Origin of the sequence: Pseudomonas sp. Irchel s3a12, assembly GCF_900187485.1 — a bacterium.
GTDB classification, from domain to species: domain Bacteria; phylum Pseudomonadota; class Gammaproteobacteria; order Pseudomonadales; family Pseudomonadaceae; genus Aquipseudomonas; species Aquipseudomonas neuropathica.
In genome coordinates, this window is sequence record NZ_FYDN01000010.1 from 1 (window position 1) to 23,848 (window position 23,848).

Below are 23,848 nucleotides of genomic sequence, written 5' to 3' on the forward strand. Positions count from 1 at the left end.
CAGATGCATTCTTTATCGGCGCTTGGGTGAAAGGAGGAGGGGCGAAATCTCCCACGGTCTGTGCTGCGTCAACAGTCAGAATCGAGCCTTGTCCCTCCTCCTCCCTTCAAGTCCTACCATACAAGCGAGCCTGCTCCCACATTGGAAATGGTTTCTGGCTTCGGCTGTGGTTTTTGGCCTACTACGCTTATAAGACTTCTCCCCAACCGACAGCCCAATCATGATCGCGAGCCGTACCCCACCCGTTGCGGGCAAGACCGGACGCCCCGAGTTGCTGCTGATCTGCGGCAGTTCGCTGACCGTGATCGCGATTCTGTGCATCGTCACGTTCCTCCTGATCCGCGAGCACGCCAACGCTCAGGAGTCGGCTACCCGCAGTGCCACCACCATCGCGCAACTGATCGACGCCGATGTCCTGCGCACCGTCGAGTTGTACGACTTGACCCTGCAAGGCCTGATCGCCGCCGCCCAGCGCGACGACCTGCAAGATGTCTCACCGCAGATCCGCCATCTGGCGCTGTTCGACCGCTCGACCACCGCGCGCTTCAAGGGCGACATACTGCTCCTCGACAAGCACGGAGATGTGATTGCCGACTCCTCACGGATCGAGCCAAAACCGGGCAACTTTGCCGACCGCGAATACTTCCTTGCCCACGCTTTCAATCACGACGTCGGCATGTTCATCAGCCGCCCGTTCAAGACCCGTTGCGACTGTGAGGAGGCCAATCAGTGGCGAATCAGCTTCAGTCGACGGATTTCCTCGCAAACCGGCGAGTTCGCCGGGGTAGCCGTGGCGTCGATGAAACTCGATTACTTCGATCAGTTGTTCAACAGCCTCGACATTGGCAAAGACAGCACGTTGAACATCATCAACAACGACGGCGTCCTGCTGGCGCAGAAGCCGTATCTGCAAAGCGATTCCATCGGCAAGAGCTACGGCAACCGACCGAATGTCGTGCGTATTCTGGGAGACAAGGATGGCAATGGCAGTTTTACCAGCACCTCGAGCATGGACCATCAACAACGCCTCTATACCTATTCGCGGGTCGGCAATCTGCCACTGACGGTGATGGTCGCGCTGTCCAGCGATGAAGTATTTGGCACCTGGCGGCGCACCGCGATGCTGATCAGTGGTGCCACGGGCGTGTTGTGTATGGGTTTGCTGTGGCTGACCTGGCTGTTGGCCCGCGAGTTGCGCCTGCGCCAACGGGCCGAGCGCGAGTTGGCCCAACTGGCCGCTACCGATGCGCTGACGGGCGTGGCCAATCGGCGGATGCTTGATCAGGCGCTGCGTCACGAGTGGTTCCGCGCCCAGCGCTCGGGCAAACCGATGTCGGTGATGATGATCGATGCCGATCACTTCAAGGCTTTCAATGATCGACATGGACATCAGGCCGGCGACCTGGCGCTGAAGACGCTGGCCAGGGTCATCACGGAAAACGTGCGGCGACCGACGGATCTGGTGGCGCGCTACGGAGGTGAAGAGTTTTCGGTGATTCTCGCCGAGACCGATGGCCATGGCGCACAGCAGATAGCCGAGCATATTCGTCAGGGGGTGGAGCAGTTGCCGTTGGTCGACGGGGCCGAGCGGCCGATGACCGTGAGTATCGGCATTGCGAGCTGGACGGCGGCGAGTGAGATGACGCTGGAGCAGTTGTTGTTTGCGGCGGACAAGGCGCTTTATCAGGCCAAGGAAAGTGGGCGTAACCGCGTCGTCAGCTATTAAGATCAAAAGATCGCAGCCTTCGGCAGCTCCTACATGAGAATGCGATCACCCTGTAGGAGCTGCCGAAGGCTGCGATCTTTTGATTTTAAAAGGGCATAAAAAAAGGCCATCCGAGGATGGCCTTCAAAAAACTAGAGAGGTTTTTTACTTACACCGCCGCAACCGGGCGCATGTAAGAGATTGGTGCGGTGCTGGCGTCTTCGAACGTCACCACTTCCCAAGCGTCTGTCTGCTCAATCAACTTGCGCAGCAGCTGGTTGTTCAGTGCGTGGCCGGACTTGAAGCCCTTGAACTCACCAATCAGGCTGTTACCCAGCAGATACAGGTCGCCAATGGCATCGAGGATCTTGTGCTTCACGAATTCGTCTTCATAGCGAAGGCCGTCTTCGTTCAGTACGCCATCGGCATCGACCACGATTGCGTTTTCAACGCTGCCGCCGAGTGCGAGGTTGTGCTTGCGCAGGTACTCGATATCACTCATGAAACCAAAGGTACGGGCGCGGCTGACTTCCTTTACGAACGAAGTGCTGGAAAAATCCACGCTTGCACTTTGGGTGCGGTCCCGGAATACCGGGTGATCGAAATCGATCTCGAAGCTCACCTTGAACCCTTCGAAAGGGACGAAAGTGGCGCGCTTGTCGCCGTCTTCCACTGTCACTTCACGCAGGATGCGGATGAATTTCTTGGCGGCGTCCTGTTCTTCCAGGCCTGCCGATTGAATCAGGAATACGAAGGGTCCAGCGCTGCCATCCATGATCGGGACTTCGGACGCGGAGAGCTCGACGTAGGCGTTATCGATGCCCAGGCCAGCCATGGCCGAGAGCAAGTGCTCTACCGTGTCCACTTTCACGTCGCCGTTAATCAGCGTCGTCGACATAGTGGTTTCACCGACGTTTTCCGCGCGGGCAGGAATCTGCACCACAGGGTCGAGGTCAGCGCGACAAAACACAATGCCAGTGTCGACAGGCGCAGGCTTGAGGGTCAGATAGACCTTCTCACCGGAGTGCAGGCCTACACCTGTGGCACGGATAATATTTTTCAGTGTGCGTTGTTTAATCATGGCTTGGGCCGCTTCAGCGCAAATTGCGAACTGGTATCAACAAAGGCTGGCGATGATAGCAGACCATGCCTTTGCTGAACACCAATCACCTTCATAGCCCTGATACATTCCATCAATCGGCCTGACGACGCAGGAAAGCCGGGATGTCCAGGTAGTCCAGATCATCTTGCGGATTCATCTTCGCGGCAGCCGCAGCACCGGCCTGAGCCTGGTTGCGCATGACGGTCGGACGATCCAGATCACGGTAGTTGACCGCTGGCGCTTCCTGACGGGCCGCAGCCGGTTGTTGTACCTGGGCAGAAGCCATGGAGGTGTGAACGGTGTTGTCGATGACCTTCACAGGCTTCTCGATTTTCGCGCCCAGACCAGTGGCAACCACAGTCACGTGCAGTTCGTCGCGCATGTCCGGATCGATAACGGTACCGACCTTGACCATCGCGTGTTCGGAAGCGAAGGCTTCGATGATGCTACCCACGTCGGAGTACTCACCCAGGGACAGGTCAGGACCGGCGGTGATGTTCACCAGGATGCCGCGTGCGCCTTGCAGGTTCACGTCTTCCAGCAGCGGGTTGCGGATCGCCGCTTCGGTGGCTTCACGTGCACGGTTCGGACCGCTGGCGCAGCCAGTGCCCATCATCGCCATGCCCATTTCGCTCATCACGGTACGTACGTCGGCGAAGTCGACGTTGATCATACCCGGACGCTTGATGATGTCGGAGATACCGCGAACGGCACCGGCCAGTACATCGTCAGCCTTGGCGAAAGCCGACAGCAGGCTGGCGTCTTTACCGAGGATGGTCAGCAGCTTCTCGTTGGGAATGGTGATCAACGAGTCGACGCTTTCCGAGAGCATGCGGATGCCTTCATCGGCGATCTGCATACGCTTGCGGCCTTCGAACGGGAACGGACGCGTTACGACAGCAACGGTCAGAATGCCCATTTCCTTGGCCACTTCGGCGATGATCGGCGCAGCACCGGTACCGGTACCGCCGCCCATGCCAGTGGTGATGAACACCATGTTGGTGCCCTGCAGGACTTCGGCAATGCGCTCACGGTCTTCGAGAGCGGCCTGACGACCTACTTCAGGGTTGGCGCCAGCGCCCAGACCTTTGGTCACGCCGGTACCCAGTTGCAGAATGGTACGCGCACCGATGTTTTTCAGCGCTTGAGCATCAGTGTTGGCGCAGATGAATTCAACGCCTTCGATGTTGCTCTTGACCATGTGATTGACAGCGTTGCCGCCGCCACCGCCAACACCGATAACTTTGATTACCGGGCTTGCGGGGATGTTGTCTACGAGTTCGAACATTTTCCCTCTCCTTACATTCTCTAGTTTTTTCGCCTACTGCTTTTTTGTTGCGGTGTTGCGGTAAAGCTTTAGAAGTTGCCTTGAACCCACTTCTTCAATCGGTCCAGCAACGGCGCCTGTGGCTCTTCGTTGCTGTAGCTGTCGCGGCTGCCGATGCCGGAGAACGAAACCCCGTCGGACTGCTTTTGCAGGCCGTACATCAACAAACCAACGCCAGTGGAATAAATCGGGTTGCGCACCACGTCATCCAGGCCCTTCACGCCATGCGGCACGCCGAGGCGCACCGGCATGTGGAAGATTTCTTCGGCCAGTTCAGTGGCGCCTTCCATCTTCGAAGTACCGCCGGTGAGGACGATGCCCGCCGGGATCAGGTCTTCGTAGCCGCTGCGACGCAGCTCGGCCTGAATCAGCGTGAACAGTTCGTCGTAACGCGGCTCGACCACTTCGGCCAGGGCCTGACGCGACAGTTCGCGTGGTGGACGGTCGCCAACGCTCGGCACCTTGATGGTTTCACCGGCACCGGCCAGCTTGGCCAGGGCGCAGGCGTAGCGGATCTTGATTTCTTCGGCGTACTGGGTCGGGGTGCGCAACGCCATGGCGATGTCGTTGGTCACCTGATCACCGGCAATCGGGATCACTGCGGTGTGGCGGATCGCGCCTTCGGTGAAGATCGCGATGTCAGTGGTGCCGCCGCCGATGTCGACCAGGCACACGCCCAGTTCTTTCTCGTCGTCGGTCAGTACCGAGTAGGCCGAGGCCAGTTGCTCAAGAATGATGTCGTCGATTTCCAGACCGCAGCGACGCACGCATTTTTCAATGTTCTGGGCGGCGTTGACGGCGCAGGTGACCACGTGAACCTTGGCTTCCAGACGTACGCCGGACATGCCCAGTGGTTCGCGAACGCCTTCCTGGTTATCGATCACGTAATCCTGCGGCAGGGTGTGCAGCACGCGCTGGTCAGCCGGGATCGCCACGGCCTGAGCAGCGTCGAGCACGCGCTCAAGGTCGGCCGAGCTGACTTCACGATCGCGGATCGCGACGATGCCGTGGGAGTTCAGGCTGCGGATGTGATTGCCCGCCACACCGACGAACGCCGAGTGAATGCGGCAGCCCGCCATCAGTTGGGCTTCTTCGATCGCGCGCTGGATCGATTGCACGGTGGACTCGATGTTGACCACCACGCCCTTCTTCAGGCCACGGGACGGATGGGTACCGATCCCGACGATTTCCAGCGAGCCGTCGTCGGAAACCTCGCCGACCAGCGCCACCACCTTGGAGGTGCCGATATCGAGACCGACGATCATTTTGCCGCTTTGCACGTTTGCCATGGGTCCTGCCTCTTCTTAATTCTTCGCGACAGCGGGTTGGGCTGTCGTCGGCGCTACTGGTTCCCGCCAGCCAACAGCGAGGCCGTTGGCGTAGCGCAGATCGATGCGCGCAATGTTCGTAATCTGGTCTTTAAGCGTCTTGTCATAGATGGCGATAAAACGGCGCATCTTTTCCACCAGGTTGCCGCGTCCCAGCAGCAACTCGATGCCGGGGCCAGAACTGCCGGCACCGGTGGTCAGGAACCAACTCCCGCGTTCACGCAGTTCCAGGCGTGCAATCGAGAAGCCCAACGGCCGCAGCATCTGGCTCAGCACCTGATACTGCTGCATCACTTGCTGCTGAGCCCGTTGTGGGCCGAACAGCTGTGGCAGATGTTCGTAGTTCGCCAGTTCCTTGGGCGTAAACGCCTGGCCCTGGTTGTTCAGCAATGACTCATCCCCCCAACGCGCCACCGGCAGCTGCTCTTCGAGGCGGATCACCACCTGGTCCGGCCACACCCGACGTACTTCGGCGTGGGCAATCCACGGCATCTGCTCAAGCTCGGTGCGCATACCGGCCAGGTCGATGGTGAAGAAGCTCGACGCCACGTACGGGGCGATCCGCTGCTGCACCGCTTGCTGGCTGATGTAGCTCAGGTCGCCTTGCACGGCGATCTTGGTGATCGGCCGGTCGGCGTACGGCAGCAAACGCGTTGCACCTTCGTAAGTACCAAAGCCCAGCACCACCAGCAGCACTGGCCAGAACAGACTTTTCAGAAAGCCGAAATTGGCTTTCGGCAGGCGCGCGGACATCGGCTCTTTCGCCACCATTCGGCTGGCACCCCGTGGCACCGGCTTGCGGCCGGGTGCGGGAGGCTGATGTCGGAGCTGAGCGCCTTGCATCGTCTTAACCTCGAGCGTCTTCAACACTGGCGGCCAGAATGGCCAGAACCAGTTGCTGGAAATCCAGGCCAGCCGCACGGGCCGCCATCGGTACCAGACTGTGATCGGTCATGCCCGGTGCGGTGTTCACTTCCAGGAACCAGAACTGCCCGTCGGCGTCCTGCATCACGTCCGCCCTGCCCCAACCGGCAATACCCAGCGCCTCACAGGCCTTGGCCGTGAGATCCATGAGTTCCTGTTCCTTGGCGGCATCCAGCCCGCACGGAATGCGGTACTGGGTATCGTTGGCGATGTACTTGGCGTCGTAGTCGTAGAACGTGTGCGGTGTACCCAGGGCAATCGGAGGCAACACCTGGTCACGCAGGGTGGCGATGGTGAACTCCGGACCTTGAATCCATTGCTCAACCAAGACTTGCGAATCGTAGGTACTGGCCGCTTTCCATGCGTCGATCAACTCGGACGCAGAACTCACTTTGGCCATCCCGATACTTGAACCTTCATGCGCCGGTTTGACGATCAAAGGGAAGCCCAGTTCCGTCGCCGCCGAAATACAATCGGCTTCGCTGCACAGCACGGCGTGACGCGGCGTCGGAATCCCGAGGCTGTGCCAGACCTGCTTGGTGCGCAGTTTGTCCATCGCCAGTGCCGAAGCGAGAATGCCGCTGCCGGTGTACGGAATGCCCGCCACTTCGAGCAGGCCCTGCATGGAGCCGTCTTCACCGCCACGGCCGTGAAGAATGATGAAGGCGCGGTCGATCTTTTCGCTGAGCAGCCGTTGCAGAATGTCTTCGCCAACGTCGATGCCGAACGCGTCCACGCCAGCGCTTTGCAGCGCGTCGAGTACGGCGTTACCGGATTTCAGCGACACCTCACGCTCGGCACTCAGGCCACCGAAGAGCACGGCGACACGGCCGAAGTCTTTCGGCGCGATAGTGGAAAACAGCTTGGCGTAGGCAGCAGTCATTTCAACTTCCCCTCGACCGGCGCCGCCACGGCGCCAGCGAACAATTCACTTTTCAACAGCTTCGGCGCGAGACCGCCGATATCACCGGCGCCCTGGCACAGCAGGATGTCGCCGGCACGCAGCAGCGGCTTGACCAGCGGCGCCAGATCGACGCCACGCTCGATGTAGATCGGGTCGAGCTGACCGCGCTGACGGATGCTGTTGCACAGCTTGCGGCTGTCGGCGCCCGGGATCGGCTCTTCGCCGGCCGGATAGACTTCCATCAGCAGCAGCACGTTGGCGTCGGCCAGTACATTGACGAAATCGTCGTACAGGTCACGGGTGCGGCTATAACGGTGCGGCTGGTAAACCATCACCAGACGGCGCTCCGGCCAGCCACCGCGCACGGCTTTGATCACTGCGGCGACTTCGGTCGGGTGGTGACCGTAATCGTCGACCAGCATCACGTTGCCCCCGTCCACTGGCAGTTCGCCGTAAACCTGGAAGCGTCGACCAACGCCCTGGAAGCCCGACAGGCCCTGGACGATGGCTTCATCGCTGACGCCTTCGTCGGTGGCAATACAGATGGTTGCCAGCGAGTTGAGTACGTTGTGGTTGCCGGGCATGTTCACCGACACGTCCAGCGGCTCGCGATCCGGGCGCAGCACGGTGAAGAAGGTCTGCATGCCTTGCTGGCGAATATTGATCGCGCGCACGTCAGCGTCTTCACTGAAGCCGTAAGTCACGGTCGGACGTTTCACCAGCGGCAGGATTTCACGCACCACCGGATCGTCCAGGCACATGACCGCCAAACCGTAGAACGGCAGGTTGTGCAGGAACTCGACGAAGGTTTTCTTCAGCTTGTTGAAGTCACCGTCGTAGGTCGCCATGTGGTCGGCGTCGATGTTGGTAACCACGGCCACCAGCGGTTGCAGGTGCAGAAAACTCGCATCGCTTTCATCGGCTTCGGCGATCAGGTACCGGCTGGTGCCGAGCTGGGCATTGGTGCCCGCCGCATTCAGACGACCACCGATAACGAACGTCGGGTCCAGGCCTCCGGCCGCGAACACCGAAGCGATCAGGCTGGTGGTGGTGGTTTTGCCGTGGGTACCGGCGACGGCGATGCCGTGGCGATAGCGCATCAGCTCGGCGAGCATTTCTGCACGCGGCACCACCGGGATACGACGCTCAAGCGCGTTCGCCACTTCCGGGTTCGAGGTATTTACCGCGCTCGACACCACCAGCACATCGGCAGCAGCGGCGTTCTCGGCACGGTGGCCGATGAAAATCTGCGCGCCGAACGACTCCAGACGCTCGGTCACCGGCGAAGCTTTCAGGTCGGAACCGGACACTTGGTAGCCCAGGTTCAACAACACTTCGGCGATGCCGCACATGCCCACGCCGCCGATGCCGACGAAGTGGATGCGACGGATGCGGCGCATTTCCGGTTGTGGCATGGCTTTCTGATTCTCAACCATGTGCCACCTCCAGACAGGTATCGACCACGCTACGGGTGGCATCGGGTTTCGCCAGACGGCGGGCCGCTTGGGCCATATCTTCGAGTCGTTGCGGTTGCATCAAGACCTCTGTCAGGCGCGCGGCAAGGTCCGCGGCACCAGTCGTTCTTTGTGGCATCAGGAAGGCAGCGCCTTCACGGGCCAAATAATCGGCGTTGCGGGTCTGGTGATCGTCGATCGCGTGGGGCAAAGGCACCAGCATCGAGGGCAGACCGGCGGCAGCCAGCTCACTGATGGTCAACGCGCCTGCGCGGCACACCACCAGGTCAGCCCAGCCATAGGCCTGGGCCATGTCTTTGATGAACGGCTGCACCTGCGCTTCCACGCCGGCGGCGCGGTAGCGCTCTGCAGTCACTTCATCGTGGTTTTTGCCGGCCTGATGAAACACTTCCGGGCGCAAATCGGCAGCGACTTGGGCCAGGGCTTCAGGCAGCAATTTGTTCAACGGTTCTGCGCCCAGGCTTCCGCCAAGGATCAGCAAACGCGCTTTGCGGCCGGCCAGAGCAGGTCGCGATGTGTCGAGGAACAGCTCGCTGCGCACCGGGTTGCCGGTGGTACGGCGGGTGTCCGACAGAGTAAAGGTGTCGGGGAACGCTTCACACACCCGAGCGGCGAACGGCACCAGCAACCGATTGGCGGTGCCGGCCACGGCGTTCTGCTCGTGAACGATCACCGGCACGCCGGCCAGTTTCGCGGCGAGGCCACCCGGGCCAGTCACATAACCACCGAAGCCGACCACACACACCGGCTTCAAGCGACGAATGATTGCCCGCGCCTGCCATACCGATTTCAGCAGCATGAACGGCGCCTTGAGCAGCGACAGCTTGCCCTTGCCGCGCAGGCCTGTGGCGTTGATGCGGTGCAGTTCAAGACCTGCCGCGGGCACCAGTTCGTTTTCAATTCCGCGTGGCGTGCCGAGCCAGTGCACGGTGTAGCCGCGCGCCTGAAACTCGCGAGCACAGGCCAGCGCCGGGAACACGTGGCCGCCGGTTCCGCCGGCCATGATCAATACGTTAGCGCCCATGATTCGGCTCCTCGGCGAAGTCGCTCTCATGGAATTCCATCTCTTCACTGCCCAGGTGGGTTCGACTCTCCCACTCAATCCTCAATAACAAACCGAGGCAGGCACAGCAGATCACCAACGAGCTGCCGCCATAACTGAGGAACGGCAAGGTCAGACCTTTGGTTGGCAGCAGGCCGACGTTCACTCCGATGTTGATCAGGAACTGACCAATCCACAGGAACGACAGGCCGTAGGCCACATAAGCGGCAAAGAACTGCTTGGCTTTCTCCGCCCACAAGCCGATGTACATGCCACGAATACACACGAACACGAACAGCGCCACGGTGCACAGCGAACCCACCGCGCCGAGTTCTTCAGCCAATACCGAGAACACGAAGTCGGTGTGCGCTTCCGGCAGGTAGAACTGCTTCTGCACGCTGTTGCCCAGGCCCACACCCAGCCATTCGCCACGACCGAACGCGATCAGCGCTTGGGACAATTGGTAGCCGGCGCCGAACTGGTCGGCCCACGGGTCAGCGAAGTTGGTCAGACGCGCCATACGATACGGCTGCATTTGAATCAGCAAGACCACCGCTCCGACCGCCAACACCACCATCAGCGAGAAACGGAACAGTCCGACCCCGCCGAGAAAGAGCATCGCCGCCGCAGCGCCCATCATCACCACGGTGGCGCCGAAGTCTGGCTCCATCAGCAGCAGGCCGGCCATCGGCAGCAGCACGATGAACGGCTTGAAGAAGCCCATCCAGCTCTCGCGCACTTCCTTCTGACGCCGCACCAGATAACCGGCGAGGTAGATCACCACGAACACTTTGGCGATCTCGGACGGCTGCACGTTGAAGAAGCTGAAACCGATCCAGCGCATCGAACCGTTCACTTCGCGACCGATGCCGGGAATGATCACCATCACCAGCAAGCCGAACGCACCGATCAGCATCAACCAGCCGAGGCGTTGCCAGGTGGCGATCGGAATCATCATGGTGACGATGCAGGCGCCCAGGCCCAGCACCACATAAATAAGGTGGCGAATCATGTAATACAGCGGACTGCCCGACTGCGCGGCTGCCACCTCAGTGGACGCCGAAGCGATCATGATCAAACCGAGACCGAGCAAAGCCAGGCAACCGGCGAGCATCGGAAAATCGAGGTCGATGCCGCGCCCGGTAATAATCGGCGACGGGTACGGCTTGATGATATTGAACAGACTCATGCCAGTTCCTCCACAGCGCGGACGAACTGGTGACCACGGTCTTCATAGTTCTTGAACATGTCGAAACTGGCGCAGGCCGGCGACAGCAGCACCACGTCACCCGGTTGGGCGGCGGCGCGGCATTGCGCGACGGCGTCAACCAGCGAGGTCGCGCGAATCAGTGGCACGGCATCACCGATGGCTTCACCGATCTTGTCGGAGTCGCGGCCCATCAGGATCACGGCACGGCAGTTGACCGCTACCGGATCACGCAGATCGTTGAATTCGGCACCCTTGCCATCGCCACCGGCGATCAGGATGACCTTGCCGTCGATATCCGCGCCCAAGCCTTCGATGGCGGCCAGAGCGGCGCCGACGTTGGTGGCTTTCGAATCGTTGTAATACGCCACGCCGTCGAGATCACGCACCCACTGGCAACGGTGTTCGAGACCGGCGAAGTTGCGCAGCGCCGAGAGCATGGCCTCGAACGGCAAGCCCACGGCATGACCGAGCGCCAGCGCCGCGAGGGCGTTGGACTGGTTGTGTGCGCCGCGAATTTTCAGCTCACGCACCGGCATCAGGTTCTGGAATTCGAAGGCCAGATACTTCTCGCCATCTTCTTCGCGGATACCGAATGCCTTGAAATCCGGTTTGGTCAGGCCGAAGGTCCAGCATGGCTGACCCTCGCCCATCAACGGACGGCTCAGCGCATCCTGGCGATTGACCACGAACTGCTTCGCGCCACGGAAGATCCGGTGCTTGGCCAGGTGGTACGCCGGCAGACCGCTGTAGCGATCCATGTGGTCTTCGCTGATGTTCAGCACGGTGGCCACTTCGGCATTGAGCTGGTCGGTGGTTTCCAGCTGGAAGCTCGACAGTTCCATGACGTACAGCTCGACGTCGTCGCTGAGCAGGTCCAGCGCCGGGGTGCCGAGGTTGCCACCGACGGCAACGCGCTTGCCGGCCGCAGCCGCCATTTCGCCGACCAGGGTGGTGACGGTGCTTTTCGCGTTGGAACCGCTGATGGCCACGATCGGCGCCCGCGCGTTACGCGCGAACAGCTCGATGTCGCCGGACAGTTTCACGCCACGGGCCGCAGCGGCTTGCAGGGCCGGGGTCGCCAACGCCAGGCCGGGGCTCACGTAGAGCTCGTCGGCACGGCAGAGGAATTCGACGTCCAGCTCGCCACAACGCACTTCCACGTGCGGATAGTCACGCTTGAGCGTGGCCAGTTCCGGTGGATTTTCCCGCGTATCGGCGACGGCAAACGACGTGCCCCGGTTCGCCAGGAAGCGAACCAGGGACATGCCGCTCTTGCCGAGGCCGACAACGATGCGGAAGTGGTCAGAAGCGATCAGAGACACTCGTTCTACCTCAGCTTCAGGGTGGCAAGGCCGATCAGCACGAGAATCACGGTGATGATCCAGAAACGGACGATCACGCGCGGCTCGGGCCAGCCCTTGAGTTCAAAATGGTGGTGAATCGGTGCCATGCGGAACACACGGCGACCGGTCAGCTTAAAGGACGCAACCTGAATGACGACTGACAGGGTTTCCATCACGAACACACCGCCCATGATGAACAGGACGATTTCCTGACGGACGATCACCGCGATGGTGCCCAGTGCCGCGCCGAGTGCCAGTGCACCGACGTCGCCCATGAACACTTGCGCCGGATAGGTGTTAAACCAGAGAAAGCCGAGGCCGGCACCGATCAGCGCACCGCAGAACACGATCAGTTCACCCGCGCCCGGCACGTAAGGGATCAGCAGGTACTCAGCGAATTTCACGTTACCCGACAGGTAGCAAAAGATGCCGAGGCCACCGCCGACCATCACGGTTGGCATGATCGCCAGACCGTCGAGGCCGTCAGTCAGGTTGACTGCGTTGCTCGAACCGACGATCACGAAGTAAGTCAGCACGATGAAACCGAGGCCCAGCGGAATGCTGTAGTCCTTGAGCATCGGCAGGATCAGCGTGGTTTCCACCGGGGTGGAGGCGGTCATATAAAGGAAGATCGCCGCGCCGAGGCCGAACACCGACTGCCAGAAATACTTCCAGCGGCTCGGCAGACCACGGGAGTTCTTCTCGATGACTTTGCGGTAATCGTCGACCCAACCGATGGCGCCGAACAGCAGAGTCACCAGCAAAACAGTCCAGACGTAGCGGTTGCTCAGGTCAGCCCAAAGCAGGGTGCTGACGCCGATCGAAGACAGAATCAGCGCGCCGCCCATGGTCGGGGTGCCCGACTTGGACAGGTGCGATTGCGGGCCGTCGTTACGCACGGATTGACCGATCTGACGGTTCTGCAGGGTGCGGATCATCCACGGGCCATAGCACAGCGACAAAACCAGCGCGGTCAGTACACCGAGAATCCCGCGCAGGGTCAGGTACTGAAAGACCGCGAAGCCTTTGTAGAACTGTTGCAGATACTCCGCTAGCAGCAGCAGCATTAATGTTTCTCCAGACTGGGCCCGCACAGAGCCGCAACGATGTTTTCCATCGCTGCACTGCGCGAACCCTTGATCAAAATGGTGGTGTTTGTGTCCTGCTCGGCGTCGAGGGCCTGAATCAGTTCGGCTTGGCTGCCGAAGTGATAGGCCTGTTCACCGAAAGCGTTTACGGCGTGAACCATGTTTGGCCCAACGGCATAAAGCGCGGAAACCTTGCCCCGGGCGTACTCGCCCACGTCGCGGTGCCCCTGCTCCGCCCAATCGCCCAACTCGCCGATATCTCCGAGCACCAGGACGGTGCGGCCGGAAAAGCCGGCGAGTATATCAACGGCCGCGCACATCGAGGTGGGGTTTGCGTTGTAAGTGTCATCGATCACGCGCATACCGTTTTTCGCCAGTTGCGCGACGGTGCGACCCTTGACCGGTTGCACGGCGCCAAGCCCGGTGGCGATGCCGAACAGCGACACGCCCAAGGCGTGAGCGGCAGCGGCGGCAGCCATGGAATTGGCGACGTTATGGGTGCCGAGCAGGTTCAGTTGAACGTGCTCGACACCTTCAGGTGTGTGCAGATTGAAGGCCGGGCAACCACGGGCATCAGTGGTCAGGTCGCTGGCGTAGAAGTCAGCCTGAGTGTTGCTCAGGGCGAAGGTCAGCACTTTGCGCACGCCCGCACGGGTCTTCCAGATGCCGAAGGCTTTGTCATCGAGGTTGAGCACGGCGACGCCGTCGGCCGCCAGCCCGTCGATGATTTCGCCTTTGGCTTCGACGATTTTTTCCGGGCCGCCAAACTCACCAACGTGCGCGGTGCCGGCATTGTTGAGGATCGCCACGTGAGGCTTGGTCAAGCCAACGGTGTAAGCGATTTCGCCGAGACGCGAGGCGCCCAGTTCGATCACCGCCGAAGTGTGTTCCGGGGCCAATTCGAGCAGGGTCAGCGGCGCGCCGAGGTCGTTGTTCAGATTGCCACGGGTCGCCAATACCGGACCGCGCGTGCGCAGGATGCTCGCGAGCATTTCCTTGACCGTGGTCTTGCCGCTGGAGCCAGTGATGGCAGCGACTGGCTGGGTGAATGCAGCACGGTTCAGCGCACCCAATTGGCCGAGGGCCTGACGGGTGTCTTTGACCAGCAGTTGCGGCAGCGTGCTGTCGGCAACTTCACGTTCGACCAGTGCAGCGACGGCGCCTTTGGCGGCGACATCGTTCAAGTAGTCATGACCGTCGAAACGCGGGCCGGTCAACGCAATAAACAGTTGACCCGGCTGAATCGCACGGCTGTCGATGCTGACGCCGTCGAAACTGGCATCGGCGGCGATCAAACGTGCGTCGAGCGCGTTGGTCAGTTCGCTGAGTTTGAGGGCCTTAAGCATGGGCCACCTCCCACGCGGTCAGGGCGTGATCAGCCTCGACCAGATCAGAGAAGGCATGGCGCTCGCCGTTGATTTCCTGATAGTCCTCGTGACCTTTACCGGCCAGAACAATCACGTCATCGGCCGAGGCGCCGGCAATCAGTTGTGCAATCGCCTGACCACGGCCGGCGACGAAGGTGACTTTATCCACAGCAGTGAAACCGGCGCGGATGTCATCGAAAATCACTGCCGGATCTTCAGTGCGCGGGTTGTCGTCGGTGACCAGCACCTGATCGGCCAGACGCTCGACCACTTCGGCCATCAACGGACGCTTGCCGCGATCACGGTCACCGCCGCAGCCGAACAGGCACAGCAGTTGACCTTTGACGTGCGGGCGCAGCGCGGTCAGTACTTTCTCCAGTGCATCCGGGGTGTGGGCGTAATCGACCACCACCAACGGCTGCGTGCCGCCACCCAGGCGCTGCATGCGACCGGCCGGGCCCTCGAGTTTCGGCAGTACTTTGAGAATTTCGTCGAGCGCGTAATCCAGACCGAGCAAGGCACCGACCGCTGCCAGTACGTTGCTCAGATTGAAACGACCGAGCAGGGTGCTACGCAGATGATGTTCACCCTGCGGCGTGACCAGTGTGGCGCGCACGCCGTGATCGTCGAACTGCGCTTCGCGGCAGAACAGGTAAGCGCTGCTGTCGAGCAGGCTGTAGGTGATCAAGCGCGATTCACGTTTTTCCGCGGCCAGTTGCCGGCCGAAATCGTCGTCGAGGTTGACCACGCGGCACTTCAGATCATTCCAGGCGAACAGCTTGGCCTTGGCCTCGGCGTACGCCTCCATAGTGCCGTGATAATCCAGATGATCGCGGGACAGGTTGGTCATCACCGCGACGTCGAACGCCAGCGCCGTCACGCGGCCCTGATCCAGACCGTGGGACGACACTTCCATGGCCACGGCTTTGGCGCCGGCCTTTTTCAGGTCGCCCAAGGTCGCTTGCACCGCGATCGGATTCGGCGTGGTGTGCAGACCGCTTTGCAGTGCGCCATAGAAGCCGGAACCCAAGGTCCCGACGATGCCGCAATGCTGGCCGAGCAAATCCAGCGCCTGCGCGACCAATTGGGTCACGCTGGTTTTACCATTGGTGCCGGTCACGCCAATCAGGTTCAGGTGATGACTTGGCTCACCGTAAAAACGCCCGGCGATGTCCGACAGCTGCGCTGCCAGGCCTTTGACCGGAATCAGCGGCACGTCAGTGATCGGCAGAACGGTGGCGCCTTCCACTTCATAGGCTACAGCCGCAGCGCCACGCTGCAAGGCATCGGCGATGTGCGCACGGCCATCGAATTTGCCGCCCGGCACGGCGAGGAACAAATCGCCCGCGCGCACGTTGCGGCTGTCCAGCGCCAGTTCACGGATCAACAGATCGTGGCCGGCGTGGGGGAATATCTTGTTCAGACTTAATGACATCAGCCGCGCCCTCCATTGGCTTTCAGCGGTATGACCGGGGTGGCGTTGGCCTGCTGTGTCGTCGGCAAGTTGTCCGGCGTTACGTTCATCAGGCGCAGGGTGCCGGACATCACACGGCTGAACACCGGCGCGGAAACCAGACCACCGAAGTAACCGGCCTTGCTTGGCTCATCGATCACGACAACGATGGCGTAACGCGGATCGCTCATCGGGCCGAAACCGGCGAACAGCGAGCGGTAAGAGTTTTCCGCGTAGCCTTTGGTGCCCACCGAGGTCTTGCGCGCGGTACCCGACTTGCCCGCTACGTGATACGCCGGCACCTGCGCACGGAACACGCCGCGCGGCGCTTCGATCACCTGGGTGAGCATGCCTTGCAAGGTTTTCGCCACGGCTTCCGGCAGCACTTGCGTGGTCTGCGGCGGCTTGTCGGTTTTGATCAGGGTCAACGGCGCGAGACGACCGTTGTTGGCCAGCGCCGAGAACGCGTGCACCAACTGAATCGCGGTCACGGAAATACCGTAGCCGTAGGACAGGGTCGCAGTTTCAGCCTTGCGCCAATCGCGGTAGTTCGGCAGGTTACCGACACGTTCGCCCGGGAAGCCGAGGCCGGTGTCCTGGCCGAGACCGACTTTCTGCGCGAGGCGGAAAATCGTTTCACCGCCGATATCGAACGCGACCTTACTCATGCCGACGTTACTGGAATTGATCAGGATACCGGTCAAGTCGAGCACCGGACCTTCGCTCTTGGAAACGTCCTTGATCGTGTATTTGCCGATCTGCAGGGAGCCCGGATACACCTCGACGGTGTCGCTCGGTTTCCAGCGCCCGGTTTCGATTGCAGCGGCCATCGAGATGGCTTTCATGGTCGAACCCGGTTCGAACACGTCGATCATCGCGCGGTTACGCATCATGGCCGGTTGCAGATTGCGGCGGTTGTTCGGGTTGTAGGTCGGCTGGTTGACCATGGCGAGAATCTCGCCGGTCTTGACGTCCATGATCACCAGGCTGCCGGCCTTGGCGCCGTTCTCGATGATCGCGTTGCGCAGTTCGCGGTTGGCCAGATATTGCAGACGCAGGTCAATGGACAACGCCAAGGGCTTGCCGGCCTTGGCGTTTTTGGTGACCTGAACATCCTTGATCAGCCGACCGCGCCGATCCTTGATGACTTGTCGTTTGCCCGGCACCCCGGCGAGCCATTCGTCATAAGCCAGCTCGACACCTTCACGACCGTGGTCATCGATGTCGGTAAAACCGACCATGTGCGCGGTGACTTCACCGGCCGGGTAGAACCGGCGGAATTCTTCGATGCCGTAGACGCCTGGGACTTTCAGATCGAGCACAGCCTGGCCTTGCTCGGGGGTCAGCCCGCGCACCAGATAAATGAATTCTTTGTTGGCCTGGGCTTCAAGGCGCTCGGTCAGGGCTTTGGGATCCTGACCCAGCGCGGCGGCAAGTGCCGGCCACTTCTCTTTAGCGGTTTGCATTTCCTTGGCGTTGGCCCACAGCGTGGTCACGGGGGTACTTACAGCCAAAGGCTCGCCGTTACGGTCGGTGATCAGACCACGGTGAGCCGGAATCGGAATGTGACGCAGACTGCGCGCGTCGCCCTGACCTTTGAGGAAGTCACGGTCAACCACTTGCAGGTCGATGATGCGCCAGCAGATCGCCGCGACCATGATGCCGAGCAGCGCCACCATCAGGCGGAAGCGCCATGGGAACAGTGCGCCTTCGAGTTTCATCATGGCGCCACCATCTTCACGTCAGCCGCGCCAGGAATGTGCATTTTCAGTTGCTCGGTAGCCAGCACTTCGATCCGGCTGTGCGCGGTCCAGGTGCTTTGCTCAAGAATCAAACGCCCCCACTCGGCCTGCGCCTTATCACGCACGCTGAGTTCGTTATAAAGGGTGTTGAGCAACTGCCGGTTCCAGTGCGCGCTGTACGACACGGCGATGGCCGAGACGAGCACGCCGATAAACAGCAGCAGCATCAGAAAGCTGCCGCCGGGCAGTGGCTTGGCGAAAAGCTTGCTCACCGCAGCTTCTCCGCGACGCGCATGACGGCGCTACGGGAACGTGGGTTGGCTTTGAGTTCGGCGTCGGAGGCCGTCTGCGCTTTGCCATGGACTTTGATTTTCGGTTCGAACGCGACATGGCGAACCGGCAGGTTGCGCGGCAGGTTGTCGGCTTCGCCTTTCACCAGCTTGCGCATGAACAATTTGACGATGCGGTCTTCCAGCGAGTGGAAGCTGATCACCACCAGACGGCCGCCAATTTCCAGAGCATCCAGTGCGGCTTCGAGGCCGGCTTCCAGATCACCCAGTTCGTTGTTGACGTGAATGCGCAAACCCTGGAATGCACGGGTGGCCGGGTTCTTGCCCTTTTCCCATGCCGGGTTGGCGACTTTCAATACTTCGGCCAGATCGGCAGTGCGCTCGAACGGTTTGATATCGCGACGCTCGGCGACCGCGCGGGCCATGCGACCGGAGAAACGTTCTTCGCCGTATTCCTTGAACACCCGGGCGATTTCCTCAGCCGGCGCGGTGTTGACGAATTCGGCAGCGCTGATGCCGCGGGACGGATCCATGCGCATGTCCAGCGGGCCGTCGTTGAGGAAACTGAAGCCGCGCTCAGCGTCGTCGAGCTGCGGCGAAGACACGCCGAGGTCGAGCAGAATGCCGCTGACCTTGCCGGCCAGACCTTGCTCGGCAACCACCGAACCCAGTTCGGCAAAGCTGCGCTGCACAACGACAAAGCGGCCGTCTTCGGCCGCTAGCGTTTGCCCGGTGGCAATCGCTTGTGGATCTTTGTCGAACCCGATGAGCCGACCGTCCGTGCCGAGCTGGCTGAGGATCAGCCGGCTGTGTCCGCCGCGCCCGAACGTGCCGTCCAGATAGCAGCCATCAGGACGTACGGCGAGAGCCTCGACGGCTTCGTCAAGCAGTACGGTGATGTGGTTAAAGCCGCTATCAATAGTCACAGGATCAAATCACGCAGTTCATCAGGCATCGCGCCCGGTTGTTGAATAGCAGCAAGGTCAGCGGCAGATACCGCGTTCCATGCATCCTCGTCCCACAATTGGAACTTGTTCAGTTGGCCTACCAGCATCGCGCGCTTATCGAGCTTGGCGTATTCGCGCAGACGCGGTGGAACCAGAAAACGACCGCTGCCATCGAGTTCGAGGTCGACGGCATTACCAATCAGCAAACGTTGCAGGCGACGGTTTTCTTCGCGAAGCGAAGGAAGCGCGCGCAACTTGGTTTCAATAATTTCCCACTCGTCGAGCGGATAGACACACAAACACGGATCAACGGCATCAATGGTCACGATCAATTGGCCAGAACTACGCGAATCGAGCTCGTCACGGTACCGGCTCGGCATGGCGAGACGGCCCTTTGCATCGAGACTGATAGCGTTAGCTCCGCGAAACACGTCTGCGTTTCTCCAATTTTTATCGTTTTGAGCTCAAAAAACCCACTTCATGCCACTTTCCGCCACTTGCGCACACTATAGGAATGCGCCCACCACACCGTCAAGGCGCGGATTAAAGGAAAACCCTTACAGAACGGAGATTTAGGAGCATAAAAGGAGGTGCAACGAGAATCTGACGGATACTTTTGACCAATAACTTGATGCAGCACTGAAAGCTGCGCTCGAAAGTTAAAGTAATTTGTTAAGAGTAAGATTTTTTCGGTATTACAAAAGCGCTTCTGCTGTTGATTGAAGCAAGGTGGGAAATGGCTATTACTGCGTTTGCCGCTGCCGGACTTTCAGAGCAGGCCTGCTGATATTACACAGCCCTGTTGCCAATGATTCAAGCAGGGAAAGAAAAAGGTGGAGAGTCGATCTGTAAGCCGGGTTCTGTCTTGAACAGTCATTCGTCTACGATGGCCATCACTGGACATCTTTAGCAACCTACCCGGTCCCAGCGCGGGCCACGCCTTGAGACCCTATTTGGTCTTGCTCCAAGTGGGGTTTACCTAGCCACGAACTGTTGCCAGACGTGCGGTGCGCTCTTACCGCACCTTTTCACCCTTACCGGCGCCGAAGCGCTTAGGCGGTTATTTTCTGTGGCACTTTCCGTAGGCTCACGCCTCCCAGGCATTACCTGGCACTTCGCCCTATGGAGCCCGGACTTTCCTCCCCCCCCTAATTTTCATAGAGGGCAGCGACTGTCCGATCGACTCTCCGCCGCGAAGGTTAACGGCAGAGCGCCCGAAGAACAAGCGCTAAAAGCCTCAAGACCGCTATGGGTGACGGCCTACACGCCTTTCTGTTTCTCCAGCGCGACCTGATACAGCACGTTTTTGCGCTCGCCAGTGATTTGTGCTGCCAACGCGGCGGCACGCTTGAGCGGCATCTCTTCGAGCAACAGATCAAGAATACGCATCGCCTCGCTGCTGACGGCATCCTCGGACTCCGGTGCCGTCCAGCCCGCCACCAGCACTACGCATTCGCCACGCTGCTGATTGCTATCGGATTCGACGAACGCGCGCAACTCTGCCAATGGCAGACCTTTGAGCGTTTCGAAGGTCTTGGTGATCTCGCGGGCGAGCAATGCCTGGCGCTCACCGCCAAACACGGCTTCCATATCCTGCAGACATTCAAGAATGCGGTGCGGGGCCTCGTAGAAAATCAACGTACGCGGCTCTTCTTTAACCGCTTCCAGTCGCGCCTTGCGTCCGACCGACTTGGCCGGCAGAAAACCTTCGAAGATGAAACGGTCAGACGGCAGACCGGCCGCCGACAGCGCAGCGATAAGGGCACAGGCGCCCGGCACTGGCACGACATTGATCCCGGCCGCGCGGGCCTGACGCACCAGGTGATACCCCGGATCGGAAATCAGCGGCGTTCCCGCATCGGAAATCAACGCGACGTTATCACCCGCCAGCAAGCGGGTAATAAAGCGGCTACCTTCATCTCGTTCATTGTGTTCATGACACGCGGCCAGCGGCGTGCCGATCCCGAAGTGCTGCATCAGGCGCGCCGAGTGACGAGTGTCTTCGGCAGCGATCAAGGCCACTTCGCGGAGGATCTTCAGGGCCCGGGCGCTGATGTCGTCCAGGTTGCCGATGGGCGTCGCCACCACATAAAGCGAGCCAGCAGCGGAATTCAGGGAACCTGGAGCAGTCAAAGCGCACACCTCGTGATCGGTAAAAGCGGCCATTGTAGCGCGACACGAGGCTTGCGACGCGCTTCGAGCCACCACGGTTTTGTCCGTGGTTATGCAGCACTGCAACATTTACTTCAGCTAAATCGTCCGATTCACGCCAGTAACATCGCGCCCCGGCCAGTGCTTGGGTACAATTCGACGCTAATTTGATCGAGTATCAGGAACACTTACATGATCGCTTGCCTGCGGCTGTTCACTGCCCTCTGCCTCGCTGCCTTGTTGGCGGCTTGCGCCAGCTCCCCTTCCTCCAGCCTTGGCGAACTTCCACGGACCCCGGATGCCAGCATCGAGCAACTGCTCGAACAGGCTAGCCAGGCGAAAACCCCGGAAAAAGCCGCCCTGCTGCGCCTGAGCGCTGCGGATCTGGCTTACCGTCAGGGTAACGCCGGACAGTCCGCGCAGATCCTTCAACAAGTGCCAATGGAGCAACTCAAGCCAGGCCAGCAGATTTTCGCCAGCACGCTGAATGCTGAACTGGCCATGACCCGCAATCAGCCGAAAGCCGCGCTGACTGCCCTGAGCCATCCAAGCCTGCAGCACTTGGGCGAGATGCCTGAAGAGCAGCAAGTGCGCACCGGCACCGTACATGCCCGCGCCCTTGAGGCCGATGGCCAGACCCTGGCCGCTGCCCGCGAGCGCGTGTTCATCGCGCCGATGCTGCAAGGCGACGCCGCGAGCAAGAACCACGAAGCGATCTGGACCCTGATCGGCTCGCTGCCAACTGATCAACTGCAACCGAACAGCACCGACGACCTCGGCGGCTGGATGGGGCTGGCCATGGCAGTGAAATCCGCTGGCACCCTGGAACAGCAGCAAGCGGCGATCGACACCTGGCGCGCGCAAAATCCAAAGCATCCGGCCGCCATCAACCTGCCGTTGCCACTGACCAAACTCAAGGAACTGGCCAGCCAGCCCCTGAGCAAGATCGCCCTGCTGCTGCCACAGGACGGCCAGTTGGCCGCTGTCGGCAAGGCACTGCGTGAAGGTTTCATGGCTGCGCACTACCAGGCTCAACAGGCCGGGCAAAAGCCGCCAGCGATCGAGTTCTACGACAGTTCCAAGCTGACTTCGATGGACGAGTTCTACCGCAAGGCTCAGGCTGACGGCGTGCAACTGGTCGTTGGCCCGCTGGAAAAACCACTGGTCAAACAGTTGAGCACTCGCCCGCAACTGCCGATCACCACCCTCGCGCTGAACTACAGCGAAGGTGATCAAGGCCCGGCGCAATTGTTCCAGTTTGGCCTGGCGGCTGAAGACGAAGCCCGCGAAGTATCGCGCCGCGCCCGTGCCGATGGCCTGCACCGCGCCGCGATCATGGTGCCGAAAGGCGAATGGGGCGACCGTGTACTGCGTGCTTTCAGCCAGGACTGGCAGGCCAACGGTGGCAGCATCGTCGCCACTGAACGGGTTGATCAGCCTGTGCAACTGGCCCAGCAGATCGCCGACATGTTCCAGCTGCGTCAAAGCGAAGCCCGCGCCAAGAGCCTGCAGAATGCCGCCGGCACCAACGTAGCCGCGCAGCCTTCGCGTCGTCAGGACATCGAATTCATCTTCCTCGCCGCGACCCCGCAACAGGCGCAGCAGATCAAGCCAACCCTGAACTTCCAGTACGCTGGTGACGTTCCGGTGTACGCGACGTCGCACGTTTACAGCGCCAGTGGCGACGTCAACCAGTACAACGACATGAACGGCATTCGCTTCTGCGAAACCCCATGGCTGTTGGACACCAGCGACCCACTGCGTCAGCAAGTGGTTGCGCAGTGGCCGCAAGCCGCCGGCAGCCTCGGTCGCCTGTACGCGATGGGTGTGGATGCCTATCGCCTGGCTCCGCGCCTGGGTCAACTCAAGGCCCTGCCAGACAGCCGCATCGACGGTGAGTCGGGCAGCCTCGGCATGACCCAGACCCAACGCGTTGTGCGCCAGTTGCCCTGGGCACAGTTCGTCAGCGGCCAGGTGCAGCGCCTGCCGGACACCCCGCGCTGATGCCTGACAGGTCACGCTCGCAAAGCGGCAAGGATGCCGAGCGCCAGGCGCTCGAGCATCTGCAACAACAAGGTCTGCGCCTGCTGGCGCAGAACTGGTTATGCAAACGCGGCGAGCTTGATCTGGTCATGCTTGATGGCGATACAGTAGTATTCGTTGAAGTTCGCTACAGAAAAAACACTCAATGGGGTGGCGCGCTCGCTAGCATCGATGAGCGCAAGCAGCAGAAACTGATTTTCGCTGCACAGTATTTTCTTCAGCGCGAATCGCGCTGGGCCAATTCCCCTTGCCGCTTCGACGTGGTGGCCATCGACAGCCATCCGAGTCAGCTGAACTGGTTGCAGAATGCTTTCGACAGTTGATCGCCGGCGTTGCGACCCGGACAATCCCACCGACAAATTTTGCTCTTTGCTTTGCGGGCTGCACATTCATGTGCCGGACAGCCG

20 protein-coding genes and 1 other RNA gene are annotated in these 23,848 nt (G+C 60.6%); 3 read left to right on the plus strand and 18 right to left on the minus strand.

The genetic code is table 11. The features are described from left to right. Positions 1-220 precede the first annotated feature (220 nt). On the plus strand, positions 221-1,726 hold the full coding sequence (locus tag CKW14_RS17450; protein WP_095125773.1) for a sensor domain-containing diguanylate cyclase: 1,506 nt from the start codon (positions 221-223) through the stop codon (positions 1,724-1,726). 148 nt (positions 1,727-1,874) lie between these two features. Here CKW14_RS17450 and lpxC read toward each other — a convergent pair whose 3' ends face one another. The 18 genes from lpxC to rsmI all read right to left on the minus strand — a co-directional run bounded on the left by lpxC (position 1,875) and on the right by rsmI (position 21,413). Further along, complete coding sequence (gene lpxC / locus CKW14_RS17455) at positions 1,875-2,786, minus strand: UDP-3-O-acyl-N-acetylglucosamine deacetylase (protein WP_007916984.1); 912 nt, start codon at positions 2,784-2,786, stop codon at positions 1,875-1,877. Positions 2,787-2,898: 112 nt separating this feature from the next. Beyond that, positions 2,899-4,095 carry a cell division protein FtsZ gene (gene ftsZ / locus CKW14_RS17460; RefSeq protein WP_007916986.1) on the minus strand — a complete coding sequence of 399 codons (1,197 nt, stop codon included), beginning with the start codon at positions 4,093-4,095 and terminating at the stop codon, positions 2,899-2,901. 68 nt (positions 4,096-4,163) lie between these two features. Continuing rightward, entirely contained in the window at positions 4,164-5,423 is a 1,260-nt protein-coding gene (gene ftsA, locus CKW14_RS17465; protein WP_007916987.1) for a cell division protein FtsA, read from the minus strand. A 15-nt stretch (positions 5,424-5,438) separates the two neighbouring features. Next, positions 5,439-6,305: a cell division protein FtsQ/DivIB gene (locus CKW14_RS17470; protein WP_053123632.1), complete on the minus strand. Its 867-nt coding sequence runs from the start codon at positions 6,303-6,305 to the stop codon at positions 5,439-5,441. 4 nt (positions 6,306-6,309) lie between these two features. Next, positions 6,310-7,269, minus strand: a complete 960-nt coding sequence (locus CKW14_RS17475; protein ID WP_093430684.1) for a D-alanine--D-alanine ligase — start codon at positions 7,267-7,269, stop codon at positions 6,310-6,312. Next, a complete protein-coding gene (murC, locus tag CKW14_RS17480; RefSeq protein WP_095050653.1) occupies positions 7,266-8,726 on the minus strand; it encodes a UDP-N-acetylmuramate--L-alanine ligase in 1,461 nt (486 codons plus the stop codon). Before murC ends, CKW14_RS17475 begins: the two co-directional genes overlap by 4 nt. Continuing rightward, entirely contained in the window at positions 8,719-9,789 is a 1,071-nt protein-coding gene (murG, locus tag CKW14_RS17485; RefSeq protein ID WP_007916994.1) for an undecaprenyldiphospho-muramoylpentapeptide beta-N-acetylglucosaminyltransferase, read from the minus strand. Before murG ends, murC begins: the two co-directional genes overlap by 8 nt. Continuing rightward, on the minus strand, positions 9,779-10,996 hold the full coding sequence (ftsW, locus tag CKW14_RS17490; RefSeq protein WP_016987575.1) for a putative lipid II flippase FtsW: 1,218 nt from the start codon (positions 10,994-10,996) through the stop codon (positions 9,779-9,781). Before ftsW ends, murG begins: the two co-directional genes overlap by 11 nt. Next, on the minus strand, positions 10,993-12,339 hold the full coding sequence (gene murD, locus CKW14_RS17495) for a UDP-N-acetylmuramoyl-L-alanine--D-glutamate ligase (RefSeq protein ID WP_095050652.1): 1,347 nt from the start codon (positions 12,337-12,339) through the stop codon (positions 10,993-10,995). The genes ftsW and murD overlap by 4 nt, the downstream gene beginning before the upstream one ends. 5 nt (positions 12,340-12,344) lie before the next feature. Further along, entirely contained in the window at positions 12,345-13,427 is a 1,083-nt protein-coding gene (mraY, locus tag CKW14_RS17500) for a phospho-N-acetylmuramoyl-pentapeptide-transferase (protein ID WP_007917000.1), read from the minus strand. Next, complete coding sequence (murF, locus tag CKW14_RS17505) at positions 13,427-14,794, minus strand: UDP-N-acetylmuramoyl-tripeptide--D-alanyl-D-alanine ligase (protein WP_095050651.1); 1,368 nt, start codon at positions 14,792-14,794, stop codon at positions 13,427-13,429. Before murF ends, mraY begins: the two co-directional genes overlap by 1 nt. Further along, positions 14,787-16,250, minus strand: coding sequence for a UDP-N-acetylmuramoyl-L-alanyl-D-glutamate--2,6-diaminopimelate ligase (locus tag CKW14_RS17510; protein WP_095050650.1), 1,464 nt, complete (start codon positions 16,248-16,250; stop codon positions 14,787-14,789). Before CKW14_RS17510 ends, murF begins: the two co-directional genes overlap by 8 nt. Continuing rightward, positions 16,250-17,989, minus strand: coding sequence for a penicillin-binding protein 2 (locus CKW14_RS17515; RefSeq protein ID WP_176471303.1), 1,740 nt, complete (start codon positions 17,987-17,989; stop codon positions 16,250-16,252). The genes CKW14_RS17510 and CKW14_RS17515 overlap by 1 nt, the downstream gene beginning before the upstream one ends. Then, positions 17,989-18,282, minus strand: a complete 294-nt coding sequence (gene ftsL, locus CKW14_RS17520) for a cell division protein FtsL (protein ID WP_007917008.1) — start codon at positions 18,280-18,282, stop codon at positions 17,989-17,991. Before ftsL ends, CKW14_RS17515 begins: the two co-directional genes overlap by 1 nt. Further along, positions 18,279-19,226, minus strand: coding sequence for a 16S rRNA (cytosine(1402)-N(4))-methyltransferase RsmH (gene rsmH, locus CKW14_RS17525; protein WP_371748248.1), 948 nt, complete (start codon positions 19,224-19,226; stop codon positions 18,279-18,281). Before rsmH ends, ftsL begins: the two co-directional genes overlap by 4 nt. Then, the gene (gene mraZ, locus CKW14_RS17530; RefSeq protein ID WP_007917012.1) at positions 19,223-19,678 is read right to left on the minus strand and encodes a division/cell wall cluster transcriptional repressor MraZ; all 456 of its coding nucleotides are present in this window, start codon (positions 19,676-19,678) and stop codon (positions 19,223-19,225) included. The genes rsmH and mraZ overlap by 4 nt, the downstream gene beginning before the upstream one ends. A gap of 402 nt (positions 19,679-20,080) precedes the next feature. Next, an RNA gene (gene rnpB, locus CKW14_RS17535) (RNase P RNA component class A) lies at positions 20,081-20,434 on the minus strand. A gap of 73 nt (positions 20,435-20,507) precedes the next feature. Next, entirely contained in the window at positions 20,508-21,413 is a 906-nt protein-coding gene (gene rsmI, locus CKW14_RS17540) for a 16S rRNA (cytidine(1402)-2'-O)-methyltransferase (RefSeq protein WP_093430688.1), read from the minus strand. Between the two features lie 177 nt (positions 21,414-21,590). On the opposite strand from rsmI, the gene CKW14_RS17545 reads away from it, so the two are divergent. Both CKW14_RS17545 and CKW14_RS17550 read left to right on the plus strand, forming a co-directional pair. Beyond that, on the plus strand, positions 21,591-23,402 hold the full coding sequence (locus CKW14_RS17545; RefSeq protein WP_095050648.1) for a penicillin-binding protein activator: 1,812 nt from the start codon (positions 21,591-21,593) through the stop codon (positions 23,400-23,402). Continuing rightward, entirely contained in the window at positions 23,402-23,764 is a 363-nt protein-coding gene (locus tag CKW14_RS17550) for a YraN family protein (RefSeq protein ID WP_095050647.1), read from the plus strand. The genes CKW14_RS17545 and CKW14_RS17550 overlap by 1 nt, the downstream gene beginning before the upstream one ends. The last annotated feature ends 84 nt before the right edge of the window (positions 23,765-23,848 follow it).